Origin of the sequence: Caproicibacter sp. (assembly GCF_046707225.1) — a bacterium.
In the GTDB taxonomy this organism is placed as follows: Bacteria; Bacillota; Clostridia; order Oscillospirales; family Acutalibacteraceae; genus Caproicibacter.
Genome location: NZ_JBJKOP010000035.1, coordinates 81,719 through 100,129, shown reverse-complemented (window position 1 = coordinate 100,129; position 18,411 = coordinate 81,719). Strand labels below are relative to the sequence as shown.

17 protein-coding genes and 3 other annotated features are annotated in these 18,411 nt (G+C 57.0%); of the genes, 4 read left to right on the top strand and 13 right to left on the bottom strand.

The window, feature by feature from the left end:
• Window positions 1-380: 380 nt before the first annotated feature.
• The gene (locus ACLQ3M_RS08590; RefSeq protein ID WP_411677374.1) at window positions 381-590 is read right to left on the bottom strand and encodes a hypothetical protein; all 210 of its coding nucleotides are present in this window, start codon (window positions 588-590) and stop codon (window positions 381-383) included.
• Between ACLQ3M_RS08590 and ACLQ3M_RS08585 the strand changes: the two genes are divergently transcribed.
• A complete protein-coding gene (locus ACLQ3M_RS08585; RefSeq protein WP_411677287.1) occupies window positions 509-2,029 on the top strand; it encodes a DUF6056 family protein in 1,521 nt (506 codons plus the stop codon). The two genes, ACLQ3M_RS08590 and ACLQ3M_RS08585, sit on opposite strands and share 82 nt — an antisense overlap.
• A gap of 57 nt (window positions 2,030-2,086) precedes the next feature.
• Here ACLQ3M_RS08585 and prmA read toward each other — a convergent pair whose 3' ends face one another.
• Entirely contained in the window at window positions 2,087-3,013 is a 927-nt protein-coding gene (prmA, locus tag ACLQ3M_RS08580) for a 50S ribosomal protein L11 methyltransferase (RefSeq protein WP_411677286.1), read from the bottom strand.
• A 122-nt stretch (window positions 3,014-3,135) separates the two neighbouring features.
• On the opposite strand from prmA, the gene ACLQ3M_RS08575 reads away from it, so the two are divergent.
• Together ACLQ3M_RS08575 and ACLQ3M_RS08570 are read left to right on the top strand one after the other, a co-directional pair.
• Window positions 3,136-4,521 carry an MATE family efflux transporter gene (locus ACLQ3M_RS08575; protein ID WP_411677285.1) on the top strand — a complete coding sequence of 462 codons (1,386 nt, stop codon included), beginning with the start codon at window positions 3,136-3,138 and terminating at the stop codon, window positions 4,519-4,521.
• A gap of 56 nt (window positions 4,522-4,577) precedes the next feature.
• Complete coding sequence (locus tag ACLQ3M_RS08570; RefSeq protein WP_411677284.1) at window positions 4,578-5,384, top strand: putative ABC transporter permease; 807 nt, start codon at window positions 4,578-4,580, stop codon at window positions 5,382-5,384.
• A 7-nt stretch (window positions 5,385-5,391) separates the two neighbouring features.
• Here ACLQ3M_RS08570 and ACLQ3M_RS08565 read toward each other — a convergent pair whose 3' ends face one another.
• From ACLQ3M_RS08565 to ilvB, 5 genes are read right to left on the bottom strand one after another with little or no spacing between them, the layout of a single operon-like run.
• Entirely contained in the window at window positions 5,392-5,865 is a 474-nt protein-coding gene (locus ACLQ3M_RS08565) for a GNAT family N-acetyltransferase (protein ID WP_187034195.1), read from the bottom strand.
• Entirely contained in the window at window positions 5,852-6,301 is a 450-nt protein-coding gene (locus ACLQ3M_RS08560) for a VOC family protein (protein ID WP_411677283.1), read from the bottom strand. The genes ACLQ3M_RS08565 and ACLQ3M_RS08560 overlap by 14 nt, the downstream gene beginning before the upstream one ends.
• Before the next feature lie 13 nt (window positions 6,302-6,314).
• Window positions 6,315-6,695 carry a RidA family protein gene (locus ACLQ3M_RS08555; RefSeq protein ID WP_411677282.1) on the bottom strand — a complete coding sequence of 127 codons (381 nt, stop codon included), beginning with the start codon at window positions 6,693-6,695 and terminating at the stop codon, window positions 6,315-6,317.
• 14 nt (window positions 6,696-6,709) lie between these two features.
• Window positions 6,710-7,945 carry a threonine ammonia-lyase gene (gene ilvA / locus ACLQ3M_RS08550; protein WP_411677281.1) on the bottom strand — a complete coding sequence of 412 codons (1,236 nt, stop codon included), beginning with the start codon at window positions 7,943-7,945 and terminating at the stop codon, window positions 6,710-6,712.
• On the bottom strand, window positions 7,942-9,618 hold the full coding sequence (ilvB, locus tag ACLQ3M_RS08545) for a biosynthetic-type acetolactate synthase large subunit (RefSeq protein ID WP_411677280.1): 1,677 nt from the start codon (window positions 9,616-9,618) through the stop codon (window positions 7,942-7,944). The genes ilvA and ilvB overlap by 4 nt, the downstream gene beginning before the upstream one ends.
• A gap of 52 nt (window positions 9,619-9,670) precedes the next feature.
• Window positions 9,671-9,911 (bottom strand) — a binding site (T-box leader).
• Window positions 9,912-10,111: 200 nt separating this feature from the next.
• Window positions 10,112-10,366, top strand: a binding site (T-box leader).
• A gap of 90 nt (window positions 10,367-10,456) precedes the next feature.
• On the opposite strand from ilvB, the gene ACLQ3M_RS08540 reads away from it, so the two are divergent.
• Window positions 10,457-12,151, top strand: coding sequence for a carbon starvation protein A (locus ACLQ3M_RS08540; RefSeq protein WP_411677279.1), 1,695 nt, complete (start codon window positions 10,457-10,459; stop codon window positions 12,149-12,151).
• Window positions 12,152-12,231: 80 nt separating this feature from the next.
• Here the strand turns inward: ACLQ3M_RS08540 and ybaK are convergent, their stop codons facing one another.
• From ybaK to rimO, 6 genes are all read right to left on the bottom strand, one after another.
• Window positions 12,232-12,717 (bottom strand): Cys-tRNA(Pro) deacylase, encoded by a 486-nt coding sequence (gene ybaK, locus ACLQ3M_RS08535; RefSeq protein WP_411677278.1) that lies wholly within the window; start codon window positions 12,715-12,717, stop codon window positions 12,232-12,234.
• Window positions 12,718-12,747: 30 nt separating this feature from the next.
• Window positions 12,748-13,968, bottom strand: a complete 1,221-nt coding sequence (locus ACLQ3M_RS08530; protein ID WP_411677277.1) for an NRAMP family divalent metal transporter — start codon at window positions 13,966-13,968, stop codon at window positions 12,748-12,750.
• A 55-nt stretch (window positions 13,969-14,023) separates the two neighbouring features.
• Window positions 14,024-15,430, bottom strand: a complete 1,407-nt coding sequence (gene cysS, locus ACLQ3M_RS08525) for a cysteine--tRNA ligase (protein ID WP_411677276.1) — start codon at window positions 15,428-15,430, stop codon at window positions 14,024-14,026.
• Window positions 15,431-15,444: 14 nt separating this feature from the next.
• Complete coding sequence (gene cysE / locus ACLQ3M_RS08520; protein WP_411677275.1) at window positions 15,445-16,119, bottom strand: serine O-acetyltransferase; 675 nt, start codon at window positions 16,117-16,119, stop codon at window positions 15,445-15,447.
• 45 nt (window positions 16,120-16,164) lie between these two features.
• Window positions 16,165-16,371, bottom strand: a binding site (T-box leader).
• Between the two features lie 79 nt (window positions 16,372-16,450).
• Complete coding sequence (gene pgsA / locus ACLQ3M_RS08515; RefSeq protein ID WP_411677274.1) at window positions 16,451-17,053, bottom strand: CDP-diacylglycerol--glycerol-3-phosphate 3-phosphatidyltransferase; 603 nt, start codon at window positions 17,051-17,053, stop codon at window positions 16,451-16,453.
• A gap of 12 nt (window positions 17,054-17,065) precedes the next feature.
• Window positions 17,066-18,394, bottom strand: a complete 1,329-nt coding sequence (rimO, locus tag ACLQ3M_RS08510) for a 30S ribosomal protein S12 methylthiotransferase RimO (RefSeq protein WP_411677273.1) — start codon at window positions 18,392-18,394, stop codon at window positions 17,066-17,068.
• Window positions 18,395-18,411 lie beyond the last annotated feature (17 nt).

The window sequence follows — 18,411 nt, the reverse complement described above, 5'->3', positions numbered from 1 at the left end:
TCCAGCATCTTTCATCACTAGCTTCTATTTTTCATCTTTATAAGGAAAAAGCCCGGCTTTCACCGGACCTTTTTCGAAAGGCTGACCCAGCAGTCATGCGGCTGCCGGGTTTTTCTTTTTTCTAAAAATCAGTTTTTGACAGCCGGCGGAAACCGACTCTAATTTTCCGACCGGCACATCGGCAAAGCCGGGACAGGTCCCTTTCAACACATCAACACAAAGCCCCGGACCGGCCCGATCACCGGATCAGTCCGGAACTCCGCCCTGCCTGTTTTTAGCATGACGATCCCCCTCCGAGAGAGGCACATGAAAAATGCGGTTATAATTGCATTTTTCGCATGCCCGTCGGAAATAATCTAAACAGAGCCGATTTTTCGCAGCTATTCCCGGTTGTCATTTCGGTTACTCACATTATAGAGAAAGCGCGGATCTGCTGGAAGCTTGTTTCTTCCATTGTCGCTCCTAAGCTCCGCTGTGAAATCTTCATTATCGAGAACGAGGTGATGGGATGCAAAAACGAGAAAGAAATAAATTCCTGGTTTATATTCCCTTCCTTTTTGTGCTGGCCCTCCTGTTTTTTCAATATTCAAATGGTTTCCCGCAGGGGGACGATTTTACTTTTTTTATAAAGGGCGGGTCTCTTCCGAAGATTTTTGCCTTTTATCGATATTATTACGCTGTGGCGGGGTCGCGGATGGCAAATCTATTTGCGCAGCTTCTGCTGCTCGACGGGCTTCGTATCTGGAAAATCGCGACACCTCTCGCAATCTGCGGAATCTCGCTTCTTCTGTTTTACTATATCCGCGGATATATCGTCCCAAAAGGGCCGGAAACGAAGGAACGGTTGCACGCGGACTTCCTTCTGGCTGCCGTATGCGCCGTTTTTCCCGGCCTGATGCCGGTAAGCCATAATCTTTACGGGGATGTCTTCCTGTGGATGGATGGATCGTGCAACTATCTGTATCCGTTTTTTCTGATGCTGATCGGCTTTCTGCCGATTTACAGCATCCTGCGCAACCGTACGTTTCCGAAGCCGTACCGGTTTGTCTCGCCGGTCTGCTTCTGCGCCGCCGCCTTTCTGCATGAGCAGATGGCCCTGCTGATTTTCGGCATGTGCATCGCGGCGGTGCCGTACCTGATCCGCTCGAAACAGATGACCCCATACATCTGGAGCCTTTGCGCCTTATCCATCCTGACAACGGCCTTTACCCTGACTTGCCCCGGGGGGTACAGCCGGCTGCATTCCTCAGCACGTCCCGCCAACAGCCTCGGTATCAGGGGAGTCTTTCTGAATAATCTGCCGTCTTATTTCAGCAGCATCTTCAACGACTGTCTTTTCTGGGTCGTCCTCATGGGCCTGTGTGCACTCTATATGATTCACAAAACCGGAGACGGAAAGGGCCTGTTATTCGAGTTCTTTAGTTTCTATCTGACGGCCGGCGTCATCCTTTTCGCCATGGCGACCATGCTGAAACTGCCTTGTGTGCAGTACATTGACCGGATCGATTCCAAATGGAGACTGCTGGCAGAAATCATCGCCGTAATCTATTGGATTTCCTTTCTGGCGGTTTGCCTGACCGCAATGATCCGGACAGCAAACATGCGCAGAGAGTACCGGTATGCCGTCGTGTTATTCGCCGGCATGTGGAGTTCCCAGGCGATCCCCGCGATCGTGGGGTCTTGGGGACGCCCGATGCTGCCGTTGGTGCTGCTGGATTTCCTGCTGGCCGCTTCGCTGTTTCAGGGACTGCATCTCAGGTACGGGAAATCGGCACAGCTTTCGGTCGCTGCCGTCGGCATGTGCTCCATGCTGATCGCCGCGGGGGTAACGATGAGGAATTACAGGGTATACCTCGATATCGACCGCCAGATTAACGATGTCCACAGCGGAAAAAGCAACATGGTCGTGATCGACAACCGAAAATTCGACTTGCAATTCATGTATTCGAGTGCGTTCAGCGTCGTGTATGCAAAGGACATCAGAGAATACTATTCCCTGCCCAAAAACACGGTTTTGATTATTAAATAGGAGCGCTCCGCGATGACGTCCGACGCGCAATCCGTTTCGTGTCCGCGCGGGCTGTTTTCAAACGCCCTCTTTTTGTTTCACGGCAAGCGCCACCCAGCCGCGCTCCTCTTTGCGGCCGAGGAGCGTGAAGGACTGCTCCAGGCCGTCCAGCACATCCTGCTCGCGTTCGTCGATGATGCCGCTCAGAATCAGGACGGCGCCCGGCGCCATAAAGTTCCCGATGTCTTTGAGCAGTTCGAGGATCACATCGGCCACAATGTTTGCCGCGACGACCCCGTACGTTCCCTCCACCTGTTCGGTCAGGCTGCCGCAAATGCCGGTGAACCGGTCCCCGACTTTGTTGCGCTTCGCGTTCTGCACGGCGGTCTTGACCGCGAGCGGGTCGATGTCTACCCCGACGGCGCGCTTCGCGCCGAGCAGCAAACCCGCAACCGAAAGGATTCCGCTGCCGCAGCCGACGTCCAGCATCGCGCATCCGGGAGTGACAAATTCCTCCAGAAACTCCATGCACAGGCGCGTGGTCTCGTGCGTGCCGGTTCCGAACGCGATGCCCGGCTCCAGGTCCAGCACCACGCGGCCCTCCGGATTATCGGTCTGCTCCCAGTCCGGCCGAATCAGCAGCTTCTTCCCGACCGGAATCGGGTGAAAATACTGCTTCCAGTTATTCATCCAATCCTCCTGCGCGCAGGAGGCCGTTTCAATTTGATGCTTGATTCCCTCGGACGCGTACCGCTCGCTTAAAAACGCGATTGCCTCGGCGGGGCTGTCTTCCGGCGCGATATAAACATGCACGACCGCTTTCGAGCGGTCTTTTTTTAACAGCTCCTCGTCGATCAGGTCGATGTGCGCAATCTGCTCGACCTCCTCCTGCAAATGGGAATAGTCCTCAATATAAATTCCGTACGGCACCGTCATCTGCGCGATGTCACCCGCCGCGTCCGCATCGGCCGCGTCCACCGTGATTTTTACTTCCGTCCAGTCCATTCGTTTCCTCCGCGTTTCTGATAGTCTCTCTACCATTATAACGGAGCCCCTTAAAAAAATACAGACTTATTTTGCCCAATACGCGAATACATTTGAACAAAAGGCAAAAAAGGTGGGCTCAGATGAATCAAAAACGCGTATTCCTCAAAAATGCGGTCTTTATGACTTTGGGTTCCGTCGTTCTGCGGTTTTCAGGCCTGTGGTTCCGTTCCTGCATCTGCTCCTGGATCGGCGCGAGCGGAGTCGGGGTTTACCAGCTGATTTTCTCCATTTTCTCGCTCGGCATCACGGCCTGCACCTCCGGAATCGGTCTGGCGGTCACGCGCATGGTCGCGGAGGGAAAAGGCTCGCGGCGGTACCTGCGGGGCTGCCTGTGCTTCGCCCTGGCCATGAGCTTTGCCGCGGGCGCGGCTCTGCTCGCCGTTTCGGATTTTGCGGCCTGCCGCCTGATCGGCGCCCCGGAGGCCGCCGCGCCGCTGCGCCTTCTCGCGCCCGGACTTCCGTTCATCGCGGTCTGCGCGTGCCTGAAAGGGTATTTCTTTGCCAACCGCAATATCATCGTTCCCATGGTCGGCGAGCTGTGGGAGCAGGTCGCGACAATCGGGATTTCCTATCTTCTTCTGACCCGCACCTCCCTGCCGGAGCTGGAGTCGCTCATGATCGGCAACACCCTGGGCGAGGTGGCCGCGTGCGCCTATGTTGCCGCTGCGTTTCTTCTCTATGTCCGCAGGCACGGCTTTGCACAGGAGGACGGAACAAAAACGCGTGTGCTGCACAACATTTTACATATTGCGGGCCCGATGCTGGTCGGCTCTTTTCTGCGCAGCTCCCTGTTCAGCGCGGAAAATCTGCTGATCCCGGCCGGCCTGCGCAAATACGGCGCCGGCGGAACCGCGGCGCTGGCGCAGTACGGCGTGATGCAGGGCATGGTGATGCCGGTCATCTATTTTCCGATGTCCTTTGTCAGCTCGGTCGCCATGCTGCTGATTCCCGAAATCGCCGAAGCGGCGGCGCGGGGAAAGCGCGGTACGGTGCGTTATTCCGCGGAGCACGCGTTCCGGACCACGCTGATGTTCGGCTTTCTGATCAGCGCGGGAATGATCGTGTTCGCCGACGAAATCGGCAGAATCTTTTTCGGAAACGAACAGGCGGGAAACATCCTGCGCATCATGGCCCCGATCGTCCCTCTGATGTACCTCGACAACGTGGTGGACAACATGCTCAAGGGGCTTGACCAGCAGATGTATTCCCTCAAATACAACTTCAGCGATTCCATGATGCGCGTCGCCCTGATCAGCGCCCTGATCCCCGTCTACGGGATCCGCGCCTACCTTGCCATCCTGTTTTTCAGCGAAATATACAACGCCTCGCTCAGCATCAGCCGCCTTCTGAAGGTGACGGAGCTGAAGGTGGATATCCTCGGCTGGATCGTCTTTCCGGCGGTGTCGGGCGCGCTGCTCTATTATGTGCTGATTCTTCTGAAAAAGACAGTATCTTTTTTTATTTGACAAACTCCTCCCGAATCGGTACACTGTACTTTGAATTCAAGGTAGGAGAAAAACAAATGAACGATATCCGGATCCTGTTTCTTCTGTTCCTGCTGTACAGCTTTCTGGGCTGGGCGGCCGAAAGCATTTACTGTTCCGTTCCCGCGGGCAAACCGATTAACCGCGGGTTTCTGACCGGACCGTTCTGCCCGATTTACGGCTCCGGGGCCATTCTTACCGTTCTGATCCTCTCGCCGCTTAAGGACCGGGTGTTCCTTTTGTTTCTTTCCGGCGCTCTTCTGGCCAGCCTGGTCGAATACGGGACGGGCTTTCTGCTGGAGGCGCTGTTCCACGCCAAATACTGGGATTATTCCGACCAGCGGTTTCAGCTGCAGGGGCGGGTCTGCCTGAAAAACAGCCTGATGTTCGGAATCATGAGCGTCGCCGCCGTTTATTATTTACAGCCTTTGCTGCTCGGTTGGCTGGGGCTGATTCCCGCAGAGGTTCTTCCGTTCCTTTCGGGCGGGCTGGCGCTTTATCTGCTGGCGGATACCGTGCTGTCCGTCATGGAAATCACCACCCTGAACGGAAAGCTGGCCGAGCTGCAGCAGGTTCTGGACGAAATCAAGGAAAAGGCTCACACGGCGAGCGTGGAAAAGCTGGAAGTCCTTCAGGACTCGATCGCCGCGCGTCTGGATGAAAATACAAAAGCGCGCCTGAGCGCGCTTTACGAGCGGAAAGAAAAGCTGGAATCCGATTTTCACCTGTTTCAGCGCCGCATCATCCGCGCGTTCCCAACCATGCGAACCGTAAAAAACAACGAATCGCTTCAGCGCATCCGCGACCGTCTGCAAAGTTACGGCAGGTTCATCCGCCGGGGCTGATCCGTTTTTAGAAGAACAGCTCAAACCTGATTTCATGCCGGATCGGGATTCCGTCCTCACCGGTCGGCGGGATTTCAGGTTTGATTTTTCGCGCCCGATCGACCGCGCCCCGGCAGAACCCCGTCATATCGAAACCGCGTTTCTGGTAAAAACGCATCGCCCGGGTATTGTCGTTTGTGGTATAGAGGTATACCGCGCGGCAGCCTTTCTCCTTCGCCGCTTGGACGGCGGCGGAGAGCAGCGCCGTTCCGGTTCCCCGGTTTTCGTTCACGCTGTCAAGCGAAACGACTTCACACGCTCCGTTTTCCGCAAGGTAGGTAACGGCCCCCGTGATTTTTCCGTTTTCCACAGTGACATAGCCGTCCAGCGCCGAGAGGCGGATGGCGCGGCCGCCCGACACCATGACGTCCGACCCCCACTGACGCGTGAGAAACGCGACTGCTTCTTTCCGGTTCAGTTCCGTGATCTCATAAAGTTTCATTTTTCTCTTCCGTTCCGTAATGGACGATTTCGAGCTCAATGCCTTCGGAATCCTTGAAGAAAAACGCGTAATAGTCGGCACAGTATTCCGGATAGAATTTCGGGGAGTGCACAATTTCCGCTCCGAGAGCCTCTACCTTCTCATAAAGCCGGTCCACCTCCGCGCGGCTGGGCGCGTGGAAAGCCAGGTGATGGAGTGCGCCGGGCTTTCTGCGGTTTACCGGCTCTCCGGAACAAGCCGGTCTTGCGTTGACAATTCCGAAGGAAAAGCCGTTTCTGTGGTGATATTCAACGATTCGGTACTCGTTTTCCACCACAGCGTCATATTCCTTTTCATCCGGTTCAAACCCCAGCAGGGGAAGAAACCGGTCGTAAAATTGTTCGGCGCGGTCAAGATCCCTTACGGTAAGATGAATATGGTCCACCACGGGTTCCATTACGCTTCCCCCTTTATTCGCCAAGCACCGCGACGGCTTCCACCTCGACAAGCGCGCCCTTAGGCAGTTCACGGACGGCAACACAGGAGCGGGCCGGTTTGTCTGTAAAGTATTTGGCGTATACGGCGTTAAACGCCGCGAAATCATTCATGTCCTTTAAAAAGCATGTTGTTTTGACCACGTCGCCGAATCCCGCGCCCGCGGCCTTGAGGATTTCGCCCACATTTTGAATGGACTGTTCGGCCTGCGCGGAAATATCACCCTGCACCATCGTTCCGGTTTCCGGAACAATGGGAATCTGCCCGCTCGTAAACACCAGGTTCCCTGCGACGACCGCCTGGGAATACGGGCCGATCGCTTCCGGCGCCTTTTTGGTAGATACGGTTTTTTTCATGATAAGTTCTCCTTTCAGCTGTCCAGTATGTGGTACCCCGCGCGCACGACGGCGTCGCGGATTCGGTTCAGATGGTCGCGGTCCCGTGTTTCCACGCCGATGGAAAGCGTGCAGGCGGTGATGTCCGCCTCGTCGCCGGAATGGTCGTGGCGGACGGAAATAACATTCCCGCCCAGCTCCGCGATGACGGCGGAAACCTCCCGCAGCTCGCCGGGCTTGTCGACCAGTTCGACCACCAGTTTTCCCTGCCGGCCCGCGCGGGTCAGCCCGCGGCTGATCACGCGGGACAGAATGGTCACGTCGATATTCCCGCCGGAAACCAGACAGACGGTTTTTTTGCCCCGCACGTCCACCCGATTGAACATTGCGGCCGCGACCGCGACCGCGCCCGCGCCCTCCGCAATCAGCCGGTGCTGCTCCATCAGCGCCAAAATCGCCGCCGCCGTTTCGTCGTCCGTCACGGTAACGATTTCGTCCACATATTTTTCGCACATTCCGTAGGTCAGCTGCCCCGGGCATTTGACGGCGATTCCGTCCGCAAAGGTTGAAACGCGCGGGAGCGGCTCTATTTTTTTGTCCCGGAGCGCCCGCGCCATGGAGGGTGCGCCGGTTACCTGCACGCCGTATACCCTGCACTGGGGCCGCAGGGATTTGACCGCGCAGGCGACGCCGGAAATCAGCCCGCCCCCGCCGACCGGAACGATCACCGCGTCGGCGTCGGGCAGCTGTTCCATGATTTCAAGGCCCACGGTTCCCTGCCCGGCGATCACGTCCGGGTCGTCGAACGGGTGGATGAACACCGCGCCGCTTTCCTTCTGGAGCCGGCAGGCCTCGCGGTAGGCGTCGTCGTACACGCCTTTGACCAGCCGGACCTGAGCCCCATAGGACTTTGTGGCCTCCACCTTGGAAATCGGAGCGCCCTCCGGGATGCAGATCAGCGCCGGGATTCCGCTTTTTGCGGCGGCAAGCGCCACGCCCTGCGCGTGATTTCCGGCGGAGCACGCGATCACGCCTTTTTTCTTTTCCTCTTCGGACAGGCGGCTGATTTTATGGTATGCCCCCCTGACCTTAAAGGACCCGGTAACCTGCAGGTTTTCGGGCTTGAGATATACCTGTCCCTCCGGATGAATGCGGGGGGCCTCCACCAGGTCCGTCCTGCGGACCACGCCCTCCAGGGCGCGGGCAGCTTCCTTGATTTGTTCGAGCGTCATCTCATCCACATCCTGTCGCGTATATTTTACCATCTTCATTCGTCCATTTCCAGAATCGGCTCTTCCACCGAACCGGTCGAAGGAACCATCGGCAGAACATTCAGGTCTTTGCCGACCGGGCAGTTCACCAGCACGGGTTCGCCGCAGTTCAGAGCTTCGCTGAGCACCCGCTCAATTTCCGCTTGGCGATGAATCGTCATCGCGCGCACGCCGAACGCCTGAGCCAGTTTTTCGCAGTCGACCGCGTCTTCTACGTCTGATGCGGAAAACCGTCCGCCGTAGAACAGCTTCTGCCACTGGCGCACCATGCCGAGGGTGGAGTTGGAAAAAATCAGCTCGACAACCGGGATCCGTTCCCTGGAAAGCGTGGAAAGCTCCGCGCAGTTCATCCGGAAGCTGCCGTCCCCCGCAATGTTGACGACCGTGCGTTCCGGCATCGCCGTTTTCGCGCCGATCGCCGCGCCGAGGCCGAAGCCCATGGTGCCCAGCCCGCCGGATGTCAGAAAGGTTCTGGGATTCCGGAAAGTACCGAACTGCGCCGCCCACATCTGGTGCTGGCCGACTTCCGTGGTCAGAATCGCCTCCGGCCCGGCAAGGCGGCAAAGCGCTTCGATCACGTCCTGCGGCAGAACGTCCTCCGCCCCCTGCCCTTGCTGCCGCATCGGGTAATCCCGTTTCCACTGTTCGGCGCACTGCATCCAGGTTTCATGCCGCCGCCGCGTCAAAAGGGGCAGCAGCTCCCCCAGAACGGCTTTCACGTCCCCCTGAAGCCGCAGGTCCACCCCCACGTTCTTGCCGAATTCCTTCGGGTCGATATCGATTTGAAGAATGCGGCAGTTTCTGGCGAACCGCCCCGCGTCGCACAGCACGCGGTCTGAAAAGCGGGTTCCGACCGCAATCAGCAAATCGCAGTTTTTCATCGCCTCGGCAGAGGCCTTCGTCCCGTGCATTCCCAGCATGCCGAGGTAGCGGGCTTTCTTCTGGTCGAAGCCTCCCTGGCACATCAGGGAACAGGAAACCGGAGCGTCAAGCGTCTCTGCCAGACGGGCGAATTCCCGTTCCGCGTCCGCGGCAATCACTCCGCCGCCTCCGTAAAGGAGCGGCCTTTCGCTTTCCGTCAGCATCGCGGCGGCGCGCCGAAGAGATTCCCGGGAGGGCGGCGAAGGCTGCTCCGGCTCTCGGAGGGGAACGGGAACATATTCCGCCGTCTGTGCGGAAACATCCTTAGGAATGTCGATCAGCACGGGGCCTTTCCGTCCGGAATTTGCAAGGAAAAAAGCTTCGCGCACTACGTTCGCCAGCTCCGAAGCATCCCGTACCAGAATGCTTTTTTTCGTCACCGGACGGGTGATGGCGGTAATATCCACCTCCTGAAAGCTGTTTTTGCCCAAGAGGGACCTTGCGACATTTCCGGTAATCGCGACCATCGGCACGGAATCCGCATAGGCCGTCGCGATGCCGGTGACAAGGTTCGTCGCGCCGGGGCCGGAGGTCGCGATGCAGACCCCGGTTTTTCCGCTTGAGCGGGCATATCCGTCCGCCGCGTGGGCGGCCGCCTGTTCGTGCGCCGTGCGGACGTGCCGGATTTTGGCGCGGTATTCAAACAGGGCGTCGTAAAGGTTCAGCACTGCTCCGCCGGGGTAGCCGAAAACGGTATCCACCCCCTGCTCCAACAGGCATTCCATCAGGATTCGGGCTCCGGTCAGCATCATCAAAACTCCTCCTTCTCTCTCGTCGCGCGGCAATAAAAAAAGCTTTCGCCTCCAAAGAGGCGAAAGCTGAAAGCTCCGCGGTACCACTCTTATCCGCCGCCAAAACAGCGGCATCTCGTCACGCATCCAACAATGCGCCCTCCTGTAACGGGGAGTTCCGGGACGGCTTACTCAGCAAAGCTTTCAGCCTCCTGCTCAAGGGCGATTTCGTGCAGACCCCGCGCCGCCTCGCACCACCCGGCAGCTCTCTGAATGCGGAGGAACCCGCAGTCCTTCCCTATCAACGCAATTAAAATATATTTTTATTATCATATTTGACTTTCGGCGATTTGTCAACAGAATTTTCTTTTATTTTTTAACGAAGATGTAATTTCGTCGAACTTCACAAATTTCATTGAATGTAATGTGCTTTTCTGCGAATAATTTCTAAAATGCAAAAAAATAATTGACAATGGAAAATCCCCGTGCTAAGATGATGCACAACAGAATATCAAAAAATGCAGTGAGCGGGCAAAAGTACGGTTCCAACTCCTTTTCAGAGAGCCGCTGGGGGTGTGAAGCGGCAGGAAGCTCCGGTATGACATCACCCGTTAGCAGCCGGTTTGAAAGGCATTCGCCGATTAGATCCGGACGGTTCCGACCCGTTAGTGTCGGACGTATTTGGTGGGCCCGCCTGATACGGTTGAGGTGGCCGCGACGACGCGGCAAACAGAGTGGTAACGCGGAGAACAAATCCTTCGTCTCTGATTTAAAAAATCAGAGACGGGGGATTTTTTAGTTTCCCGCAAAAACGGTATTCTGACGAACCTGTGACGATTGAGGAAGGAAGCAAAGCATTATGAGCGGATTGGCTATCATCATCGTTTCCATTGCCGTTTTGGGCGGCGGCTATCTTTTTTACGGCAGATGGCTTGTGAAAAAATGGGGGATCGACCCGGACGCAAAAACCCCCGCCTATGTTCATGAGGACGGACAGGATTATGTTCCGGCCCCAAGGGGAATTGTATTTTCCCACCAGTTTTCCACCATTGCGGGCGCGGGCCCTGTAACGGGACCGATCATCGCGGCGATGTTCGGCTGGCTGCCGGCGCTTTTATGGATTCTGGTCGGCGGCGTGTTTTTCGGCGCGGTTCAGGACTTCGGCGCATTGTACGCCTCCGTGAAAAACGAGGGCAAATCGATCGGCCTGATTATCGAGCAGTATATCGGCAAAACCGGCAAGCGACTGTTCCTCACCTTTTGCTGGATTTTCTCGCTGCTGGTCATCGCCGCCTTCGGCGACATGGTGGCCTCCACGTTTAACGCTTTTTCCGTGGCCGGCCAGGTCAGCAGGCCAAGCGCCGCCGCGGGTTCCATTTCCCTGTTTTATATTCTCGGCGCGATTCTGTTCGGCCTTTTCATGAAATATGTTAAGCCCAACCAGGGCGTTTTGTTCATCGTCGGGCTTGCTCTGTTTTTCGCCATGATGGCCGCCGGGATGGCACTGCCGGTCTATCTTGACAAAGCGCAGTGGCGTCTGGTTGTGTTCGCCTATATTTTCTTCGCCGCGGTGGTTCCGATGTGGATTCTGATGCAGCCGCGCGACTACCTGAGTTCTTTCCTGCTCATCAGCATGATCCTCGGCGCGGTCGTCGGGATTTTTATGACGAATCCCAGCATGAACCTGCCGGCTTTCACCTCCTTTAACGTCAAGGGGACAATGCTGTTCCCCATGCTGTTTGTCACCATCGCCTGCGGCGCGATTTCCGGGTTTCACAGCCTTGTTTCATCGGGGACCTCCTCCAAGCAGGTGAAAAATGAAAAAGATATGCTCGGCATCGGCTACGGCGCAATGATCGTCGAATCGCTGCTTGCGGTCGCCGCCATTGTGGTTGCGGGCGCCGCCGCCACAAACGGGAAGCTGCCCAGCGGCACGCCGTTCCAGATTTTCTCCGCGGGCGTTGCCGGATTCTTCATGAAGTTCGGCATGTCGGAATATGTCGCGACCTGCAGCATGACGATGTGTGTTTCCGCGCTCTGCCTGACAACTCTCGACTCCGTCGCCCGCATTGGCCGCATGTCGATGCAGGAGCTGCTTTACGACGAGGACGGCAAGGCGCACACCCCGGTTACAAAATTTCTGACTGACAAGTACGTTTCCACCATCGTTACGCTGATTTTCGGCTTTGCCCTTTCGCTCGGCGGATACAATAACATCTGGGCTTTGTTCGGTTCGGCCAACCAGCTGCTGGGCGCGCTCGTGCTGATTGCGCTGGCGGTGTTCCTGAAAACGACGGGCCGTCAGGGCTGGATGCTCTACGTCCCGATGTCCATGATGCTGGTCGTCACCATGACCGCGCTGGTTATGGCGGTCGTCAATATTTTTCGTAAAATCGGCGCGGGGCAATTCGTGTTCCTGACCGACGGGCTTCAGCTGATCGTCGCGGTGCTGCTGATGTCGCTTGCGGTTATGGTTGCGTTCCACTGCCTGCAGAAGCTGTTCGGAAAAGAAACCGACAAGACTACACCATCCGTCGCTGAGGAAGCGACCTGATTGAAATATTTTCCTCCAATATTGAGAAAACCGGCGAGCGGGTACCCCCCGCCGCCGGTTTTTCTATTCGGTTCGCCGATTCACGGCCGGATCGCGACAAACGCGGTCTTCGCGCCGGCAACGCGCATCAGGTCCTTCGGCGAAAGCTCCACCTGCGTGCCGATTTTTCCGCCGCTGACGATCATGGTCTCCAGCGCTTCGCAGCTTGCGTCCAGAACAGTGACATATTGTTTTTTCATCCCGACCGGGGAACAGCCGCCGCGGATATATCCGGTAACCTTGTTGATTTCCGTCACATGAATCATTTCAACGGATTTTTCCCCGACGCTTTTCGCCGCCGCTTTCAGGTTCAGCTCTTCCGCAACCGGAACCACAAAAACAAAAAAGCCGCCGGAAGCGCCGCGGGTCACCAGGGTTTTATACACGTGGTCGACATCCTGCCCCAGCTTTGCCGCGACGGAAACGCCGTCGATTTTGCCGTCGTGATTCTCATAGTAGTACGGACGGTAAGCGACCTTTTCCGCTTCCAGAATCCGCATGACGTTCGTCTTGTTTTCCTTCGCCATTTGAAAATCCCCTTTGCTGTTTCCCCTCTATTATACCGCCGCCCTGAGAAAAGTAAAGACGCAGACCGCCGTCAGAACGGCAACGCAGAACCACGCGCGGATTTTCTGCGCCCCCGTGTTCGCGCACTCGCCCATCACCTGGCGGCTGGAGGTCAGAAGAGTCAGAAAAACAAGCACCGGCGTCATCAGAACGCCGCCCGCGACCTGAACAAAGACGGCGGCCCAGTTCAGCGGCAGGCCCGGAATCAAAACCGCGCCGGCCGCCGCCAGCACGCTGATTCCGTAAACGGCATAGAACCCGGGCGCGTCGCGGACGCTGTCGTTCAGGCTGTTCGACCAGCCGAACGCTTCCGCAATGCTGAACGACGACGACAGGGAAACGGTGATTGCGGCAAGAAGCCCGGAGTTAAAGAGACCCAGCGCGAACAGAATCCCCGCGAGCGGGCCGACCCGCGCGGAGAGCGCCGAAACCAGCTCGGCCGGCCCGGCCGCTTCCAGATTCGGCACCATCCCGAAAACGGAGGAACCGACGAAAATCAGCGCCGCCGCAACGGCAACCTGACAGACGCATCCCGCGAAAACGTCTTTTCTGCCGTCCCGGATGCGGCGCGACCTGGCGCCATGGTCTGCGTAGGCGGAGTTTTGATAAAAAATCATCCACGGCGCGACCGCGTTTCCGATCAGCGCCGCCGCGTACCAGCGGAAATCCCCGCCCGAGGAAAGGCGAAGGCTTTCCATCGCGCCGACGCCGGACTTCACGGCGAATGCCAGAAAAAGGAACACCAGATTATACATTCCGATCAAGAGACCCATGCGTTCTTTTTTCCGGTACCCGCTGAGCAAAGTAATTGAAAAAACCAGAACGGTGCTAATCAGCACCGCCGGGACTCGGGGCAGGCCGATCAGATGAAGGCCCGCGGACATCCCGACAAATTCCGTCAGCAGTGTCAGGAGGTTTTCCATCATCAGCGCGACGATCTGGCAGACCATCCATCCACGCCCGTACCGCTCCCGCAGCAGCCGTGTAAAACCCGCGTTTGAAACGACTCCCAGCCTCATCGCCATTTCCTGAACGGTGTATGTAACCGGCATCAGGCAAAGCGTCAGCGGAACAAATACGGCAGGGCCGAACTTTGCGCCCGTCAGGGCATAGGATAAAATTCCGCCCGCGTCGTTGTCGGCCATTGCGGCCAGCATGCCCGGCCCAAGAAACAGGAACAGGAAAAAGGGACCGCGTTTCCTGTTAAACATGAAAACACCCCCATGGGCAGTTTATGCCCGCGGGGGTGTTTGTGCTCCTGTGTAATTATCCTTCGATCTTCCACTTCACGCCCTGCGGCGTGTCTTCCAGCACCACACGGCGGGCTTTCAGCTCGTCGCGGATCCGGTCTGCCGTCGCCCAATCCTTATCAGCGCGCGCTTTTGTCCGTTCGGCGATCAGCCGCTCGATCTCCTCATCGGCGCCGGTCTCTTTCTTCGCATACAAAAGGCCCAGCACCTCCGCGAGATCGTTAAATAAATCAAGAGCGGTGCGGCACAGGTCTTTGGACGGATTCTTTTCCGCCGTCAGGTTTGTGTTGATGTCCTTCGCAAGGTCGAACAGCGCGGAAATCGCGTCCGCCGTGTTCAGGTCGTCCTCCATCGCCTCAATGAAACGGTCCTGGCGGGATTCGAACAAGCGGCGCAGCTCCCGTTCGCCCTCTCGTTCCCCGGCCGGAGCGTGTCCGAGCAGGAATTCAAGATTTTCACGGCAGTGATAAAGCCGGTCCAAAGCGGATTTGCACTGCTCGATGATCTCGATGTTGTAATTGATCGGCGTGCGGTAATGCGAAGAAATCATCAGGTAGCGGATCGGCTCATACCCGTATTTTTCGGCTACGTCACGCACGGTAAAGAAATTGCCGAGTGATTTCGACATCTTTTTGTTGTCCACATTGATGTAGCCGTTGTGCATCCAGTAGTGCGCGAAGGGTACGCCGTTGCAGCATTCGCTCTGCGCGATTTCATTTTCGTGGTGTGGGAAGATCAGGTCCTGCCCGCCGCAGTGGATATCGATCGTTTTGCCGAGGTACCGGCGCGCCATGGCGGAGCACTCGATGTGCCAGCCGGGCCTTCCGTGCCCCCAGGGGGAAATCCAGCTTGGCTCCCCGGGCTTCGAACCCTTCCACAGGGCGAAATCGAGCGGGTCCTCCTTGTGTTCGCCGACCGCGATGCGCGCACCGGATTTCAGGTCGTCCAGCGGCTGGTGCGACAGCTTGCCGTAACCGGAATCCTTCAGCGTGCGGAAATAAACGTCTCCGTTTTCCGCCGGATAGGCATAGCCTTTTTCGACCAGGTCGGAAATAATGGAGATGATCTCATCGATATTCTCCGTCGCGAGCGGATGAACCGTCGCGGGGCGCACGTTCAGCCCCGCCGCGTCCGTCCGGTATTCCTCGATGTACTGCTGCGACACCGTGAGATAATCGGTTTTTTCCTCGTTCGCCTTCCGGATAATCTTGTCGTCGATGTCGGTGAAATTCTGCACAAAGGTTACTTTCATCCCCCGGTACTCCAGGTACCGGCGGAGCACGTCGAACACGCAGATCGGTCTCGCGTTCCCGATGTGGATGTAATTGTACACGGTCGGGCCGCAGGCGTAGATTTTCGCCTCTCCGGGCTCAATCGGAACAAATTCCTCTTTCTGCCTTGTCAGCGTGTTGTAAATTTTCATTTAATTGTCCTCCTTTATGAGCTTTTCGCCGCTCTTTTTCCGTCCTGATGCGAGACGGTTTTTTCCATCATGTCAAGCTGTGAATGGATCTTTCGAAGTTCCACCCCCATGTAGCAGAGCTGCTGGGAGACCGGGTCGCCGATGTGAATCTGGTCCAGATTTGTCGGGCGCACTCCGTCAAGGCGAACAATGCGCGCAGGCACACCGACCGCCGTGGCGTTCGCCGGGACTTCTTCCAGCACGACCGCCCCCGCCGCCACGCGCGCGTTGTCGCCCACATGGAAGGGGCCGAGGATCTTTGCGCCGGCGCCGACCAGCACGTTGCTTCCCAGCGTCGGGTGGCGCTTGCCGTGGTCTTTGCCGGTTCCGCCAAGCGTTACTCCCTGATACAGGGTGCAGTAGTCGCCGATTTCAGAAGTTTCTCCGATTACCACGCCCATGCCGTGGTCGATAAAAAGCCCTTTGCCGATTTTTGCGCCCGGATGAATTTCAATTCCCGTTTTATGCCGCGCCCTCTGGGAAAGATACCGAGCGATGAATTTGTGATTGCGCTCGTAAAACCAGTGGGCAATTCGATAGGACCGGACCGCCTTGAACCCCGAATAGAGGAAAAAAACCTCCAGCCGGGAGCGCGCGGCGGGGTCGCGGTCGATGATGGAATCAAGGTCTGCCTTGAGACTGGAAAACATAAAAACCTCCTGTGGGAAAAAAGCCGCCTCCGTCCCCTGTTTGGGGACGGAGGCGGCATCTGCCGCGGTTCCACTCCGCTTTATTTCTCATGAATGCCTGTAACGGGGCTGCCCGTGCGGGGATACTGAAAGTTCCCCCCGCATGCTCGCGGACGCATTTCGTTCCTCCGCATGGCAAAAAGCGCTTTCAGCCGATGACGCTTTCTCTCTTTTGCAGCCTGAGGAATTACTTCTTCCGGTCGTCGCATGTTCCGTTTGTTTCATAATAGCCGGAATCGATCCCGGCGTTACACAGTATAGTACAAAAAAAGCATTCTGTAAACACCCTGCTTTATTTTGTGGTGTCAATCAGCTGAATATTCTGCATCAAATAAATCATTCCGGAAACCACCGCGAAAACGGCGGAAATCAATACCAAAAAACTTCCGAGCCACGTCAGGATGAAAGCGCCGTCCGAACCGAAAATGGTGAACGCCGGCAGAATTCCATTCCGGACCAGTTCCAGAAGAAACTGGAACATCAGTACTGCCGTGATCGCCACGACCTGGCTGACCGTTTTCGCTTTTCCCCACTTGTTCGCCGCAAGGACGCGTCCGTTTTCGGCGGCGATCAGACGGATCCCCGTCACCATAAATTCCCGCGCAAGGATAATAACGACCACCCAGGAATCCGCAAGGCCGAACTGCACAAAGCAGACCAGTGCGGACAAAACCAGAATTTTATCCGCGAGCGGGTCCATAAATTTGCCGAAATCGGTGATCTGATTCGTTTTCCTTGCGATTTTGCCGTCCAGCCGGTCGGTGTAGGAAGCCGCGGCAAACAAAATCAGCGCCCAGAGATAATGCAGGCCGATGTAGTCCTGAGCCAGAAGCGCGATAAGGAAAAACGGAACCATACAGATTCTCGCAATAGTCAGCTTATTGGGCAGATTCAAGACAACTCCCCCTTATTCCACGGCACGCCCGGCCGGGTCGCCGTCGATGCAGTCGGTGATTTTCACGCCGACAAACCGGCCCGGCTCCGGCTTACGGCGCGCCAAAAACCAGACTCTTCCGTCGATGTCCGGCGCGTCCGCCGCGCCGCGCCCGTAACAAAGGCCCGCTTCCCGGTCAAAGCCCTCCGTCAGCACCCGAAGGGTTTTCCCGACCAGAGCTTCCGCCTGCTCCTGCATAATATTCATCTGGAGTTCCATGACAAATTCCGCGCGGCGGCGCTTGACTTCCTCTTCCAGCTGGCCCGGCAGCTCCGCCGCCGCGGTGCCTTCCTCCTGCGAGTAGGCAAAGCACCCGAGCCGTTCAAACCGGATTTCGCGGACAAACCCGCAAAGCTCCTCAAAATCCTCTTCCGTTTCGCCGGGGAACCCGGCGATCAGGGTCGACCGCAGAATTATTCCGGGAACCGCGCCCCGGATTTTGTGCATCAGCGCGGTCAGGGAGGCGCGGTCGCCGACCCGGCGCATTGCTTTCAGAATTCTGCCGCTGCAGTGCTGGAGCGGTAAATCAAGGTATTTTACGATTTTCTCTTCCGATGCTATCGTCTGAAGCAACTCGTCGGTGATGGAATCCGGGTAAGCGTACAGAACACGGATCCATTCCGGCCCGTCGATCCGGCAAAGGCGGCGCAGAAGCTCCGGCAGCATCAGCTTGTGATACAGGTCGTACCCGTAACGGGACGTGTCCTGCGCAATCAGGATCAGCTCTTTTGCCCCGCCGGCGGCGAGCGATCGAGCTTCCTGCTCAATTTCCTCCATTGCGCGGGAACGGTACGGGCCGCGGATCGCCGGAATCGCGCAGTAGGAGCAGCGATTGTCGCACCCCTCCGCGATTTTCAGGTAAGCCGAGTATCGCGGGGTCAGCAGACTGCGCTCTCCGCACAGAGGCAGCTTTGTCTTTTCCGGAAACAGCTCTGTTTTGTCCCCTTCAAGCGCCTTTTGAACGACCTGGGCAATATTGCTGTTCGCCCCGATGCCCGCGACCCCGTCAACCTCCGGCAGCTCGCGGAGAATCTGCTCCCGGTAGCGTTCCGCCAGGCAGCCGGTCACAACGATCGCCCTGACTTGCCCTTCGGCCTTTTTCTTCGCAAGCTCCAAAATTTCACCGATGGATTCCTGCTTCGCCGCGTCGATAAATCCGCAGGTATTTACGATCGCGACATCCGCTTCCGCCGCGTCCTTTTTCAGTTTATAGCCCGCTTTCAGCAAAATCGCGAGCATCAGCTCCGCGTCCACCTGATTTTTGGGGCATCCAAGGTTCACAAGTCCTACCGAATATGCCATATCTTCTCCTGATTTTG

What these genes read in the sequence shown, in the direction of transcription:
- ACLQ3M_RS08530 (WP_411677277.1), bottom strand. Translation starts at nt 13,968, where the DNA reads ATGTTTAACAGGAAACGCGGTCCCTTTTTCCTGTTCCTGTTTCTTGGG.
- ilvA (WP_411677281.1), bottom strand. Translation starts at nt 7,945, where the DNA reads ATGAAGATGGTAAAATATACGCGACAGGATGTGGATGAGATGACGCTC.
- ACLQ3M_RS08585 (WP_411677287.1), top strand. Translation starts at nt 509, where the DNA reads ATGCAAAAACGAGAAAGAAATAAATTCCTGGTTTATATTCCCTTCCTT.
- ACLQ3M_RS08540 (WP_411677279.1), top strand. Translation starts at nt 10,457, where the DNA reads ATGAGCGGATTGGCTATCATCATCGTTTCCATTGCCGTTTTGGGCGGC.
- ACLQ3M_RS08565 (WP_187034195.1), bottom strand. Translation starts at nt 5,865, where the DNA reads ATGAAACTTTATGAGATCACGGAACTGAACCGGAAAGAAGCAGTCGCG.
- ACLQ3M_RS08555 (WP_411677282.1), bottom strand. Translation starts at nt 6,695, where the DNA reads ATGAAAAAAACCGTATCTACCAAAAAGGCGCCGGAAGCGATCGGCCCG.
- ybaK (WP_411677278.1), bottom strand. Translation starts at nt 12,717, where the DNA reads ATGGCGAAGGAAAACAAGACGAACGTCATGCGGATTCTGGAAGCGGAA.
- prmA (WP_411677286.1), bottom strand. Translation starts at nt 3,013, where the DNA reads ATGGACTGGACGGAAGTAAAAATCACGGTGGACGCGGCCGATGCGGAC.
- cysE (WP_411677275.1), bottom strand. Translation starts at nt 16,119, where the DNA reads ATGTTTTCCAGTCTCAAGGCAGACCTTGATTCCATCATCGACCGCGAC.
- ilvB (WP_411677280.1), bottom strand. Translation starts at nt 9,618, where the DNA reads ATGATGCTGACCGGAGCCCGAATCCTGATGGAATGCCTGTTGGAGCAG.
- cysS (WP_411677276.1), bottom strand. Translation starts at nt 15,430, where the DNA reads ATGAAAATTTACAACACGCTGACAAGGCAGAAAGAGGAATTTGTTCCG.
- ACLQ3M_RS08560 (WP_411677283.1), bottom strand. Translation starts at nt 6,301, where the DNA reads ATGGAACCCGTGGTGGACCATATTCATCTTACCGTAAGGGATCTTGAC.
- ACLQ3M_RS08575 (WP_411677285.1), top strand. Translation starts at nt 3,136, where the DNA reads ATGAATCAAAAACGCGTATTCCTCAAAAATGCGGTCTTTATGACTTTG.
- rimO (WP_411677273.1), bottom strand. Translation starts at nt 18,394, where the DNA reads ATGGCATATTCGGTAGGACTTGTGAACCTTGGATGCCCCAAAAATCAG.
- ACLQ3M_RS08570 (WP_411677284.1), top strand. Translation starts at nt 4,578, where the DNA reads ATGAACGATATCCGGATCCTGTTTCTTCTGTTCCTGCTGTACAGCTTT.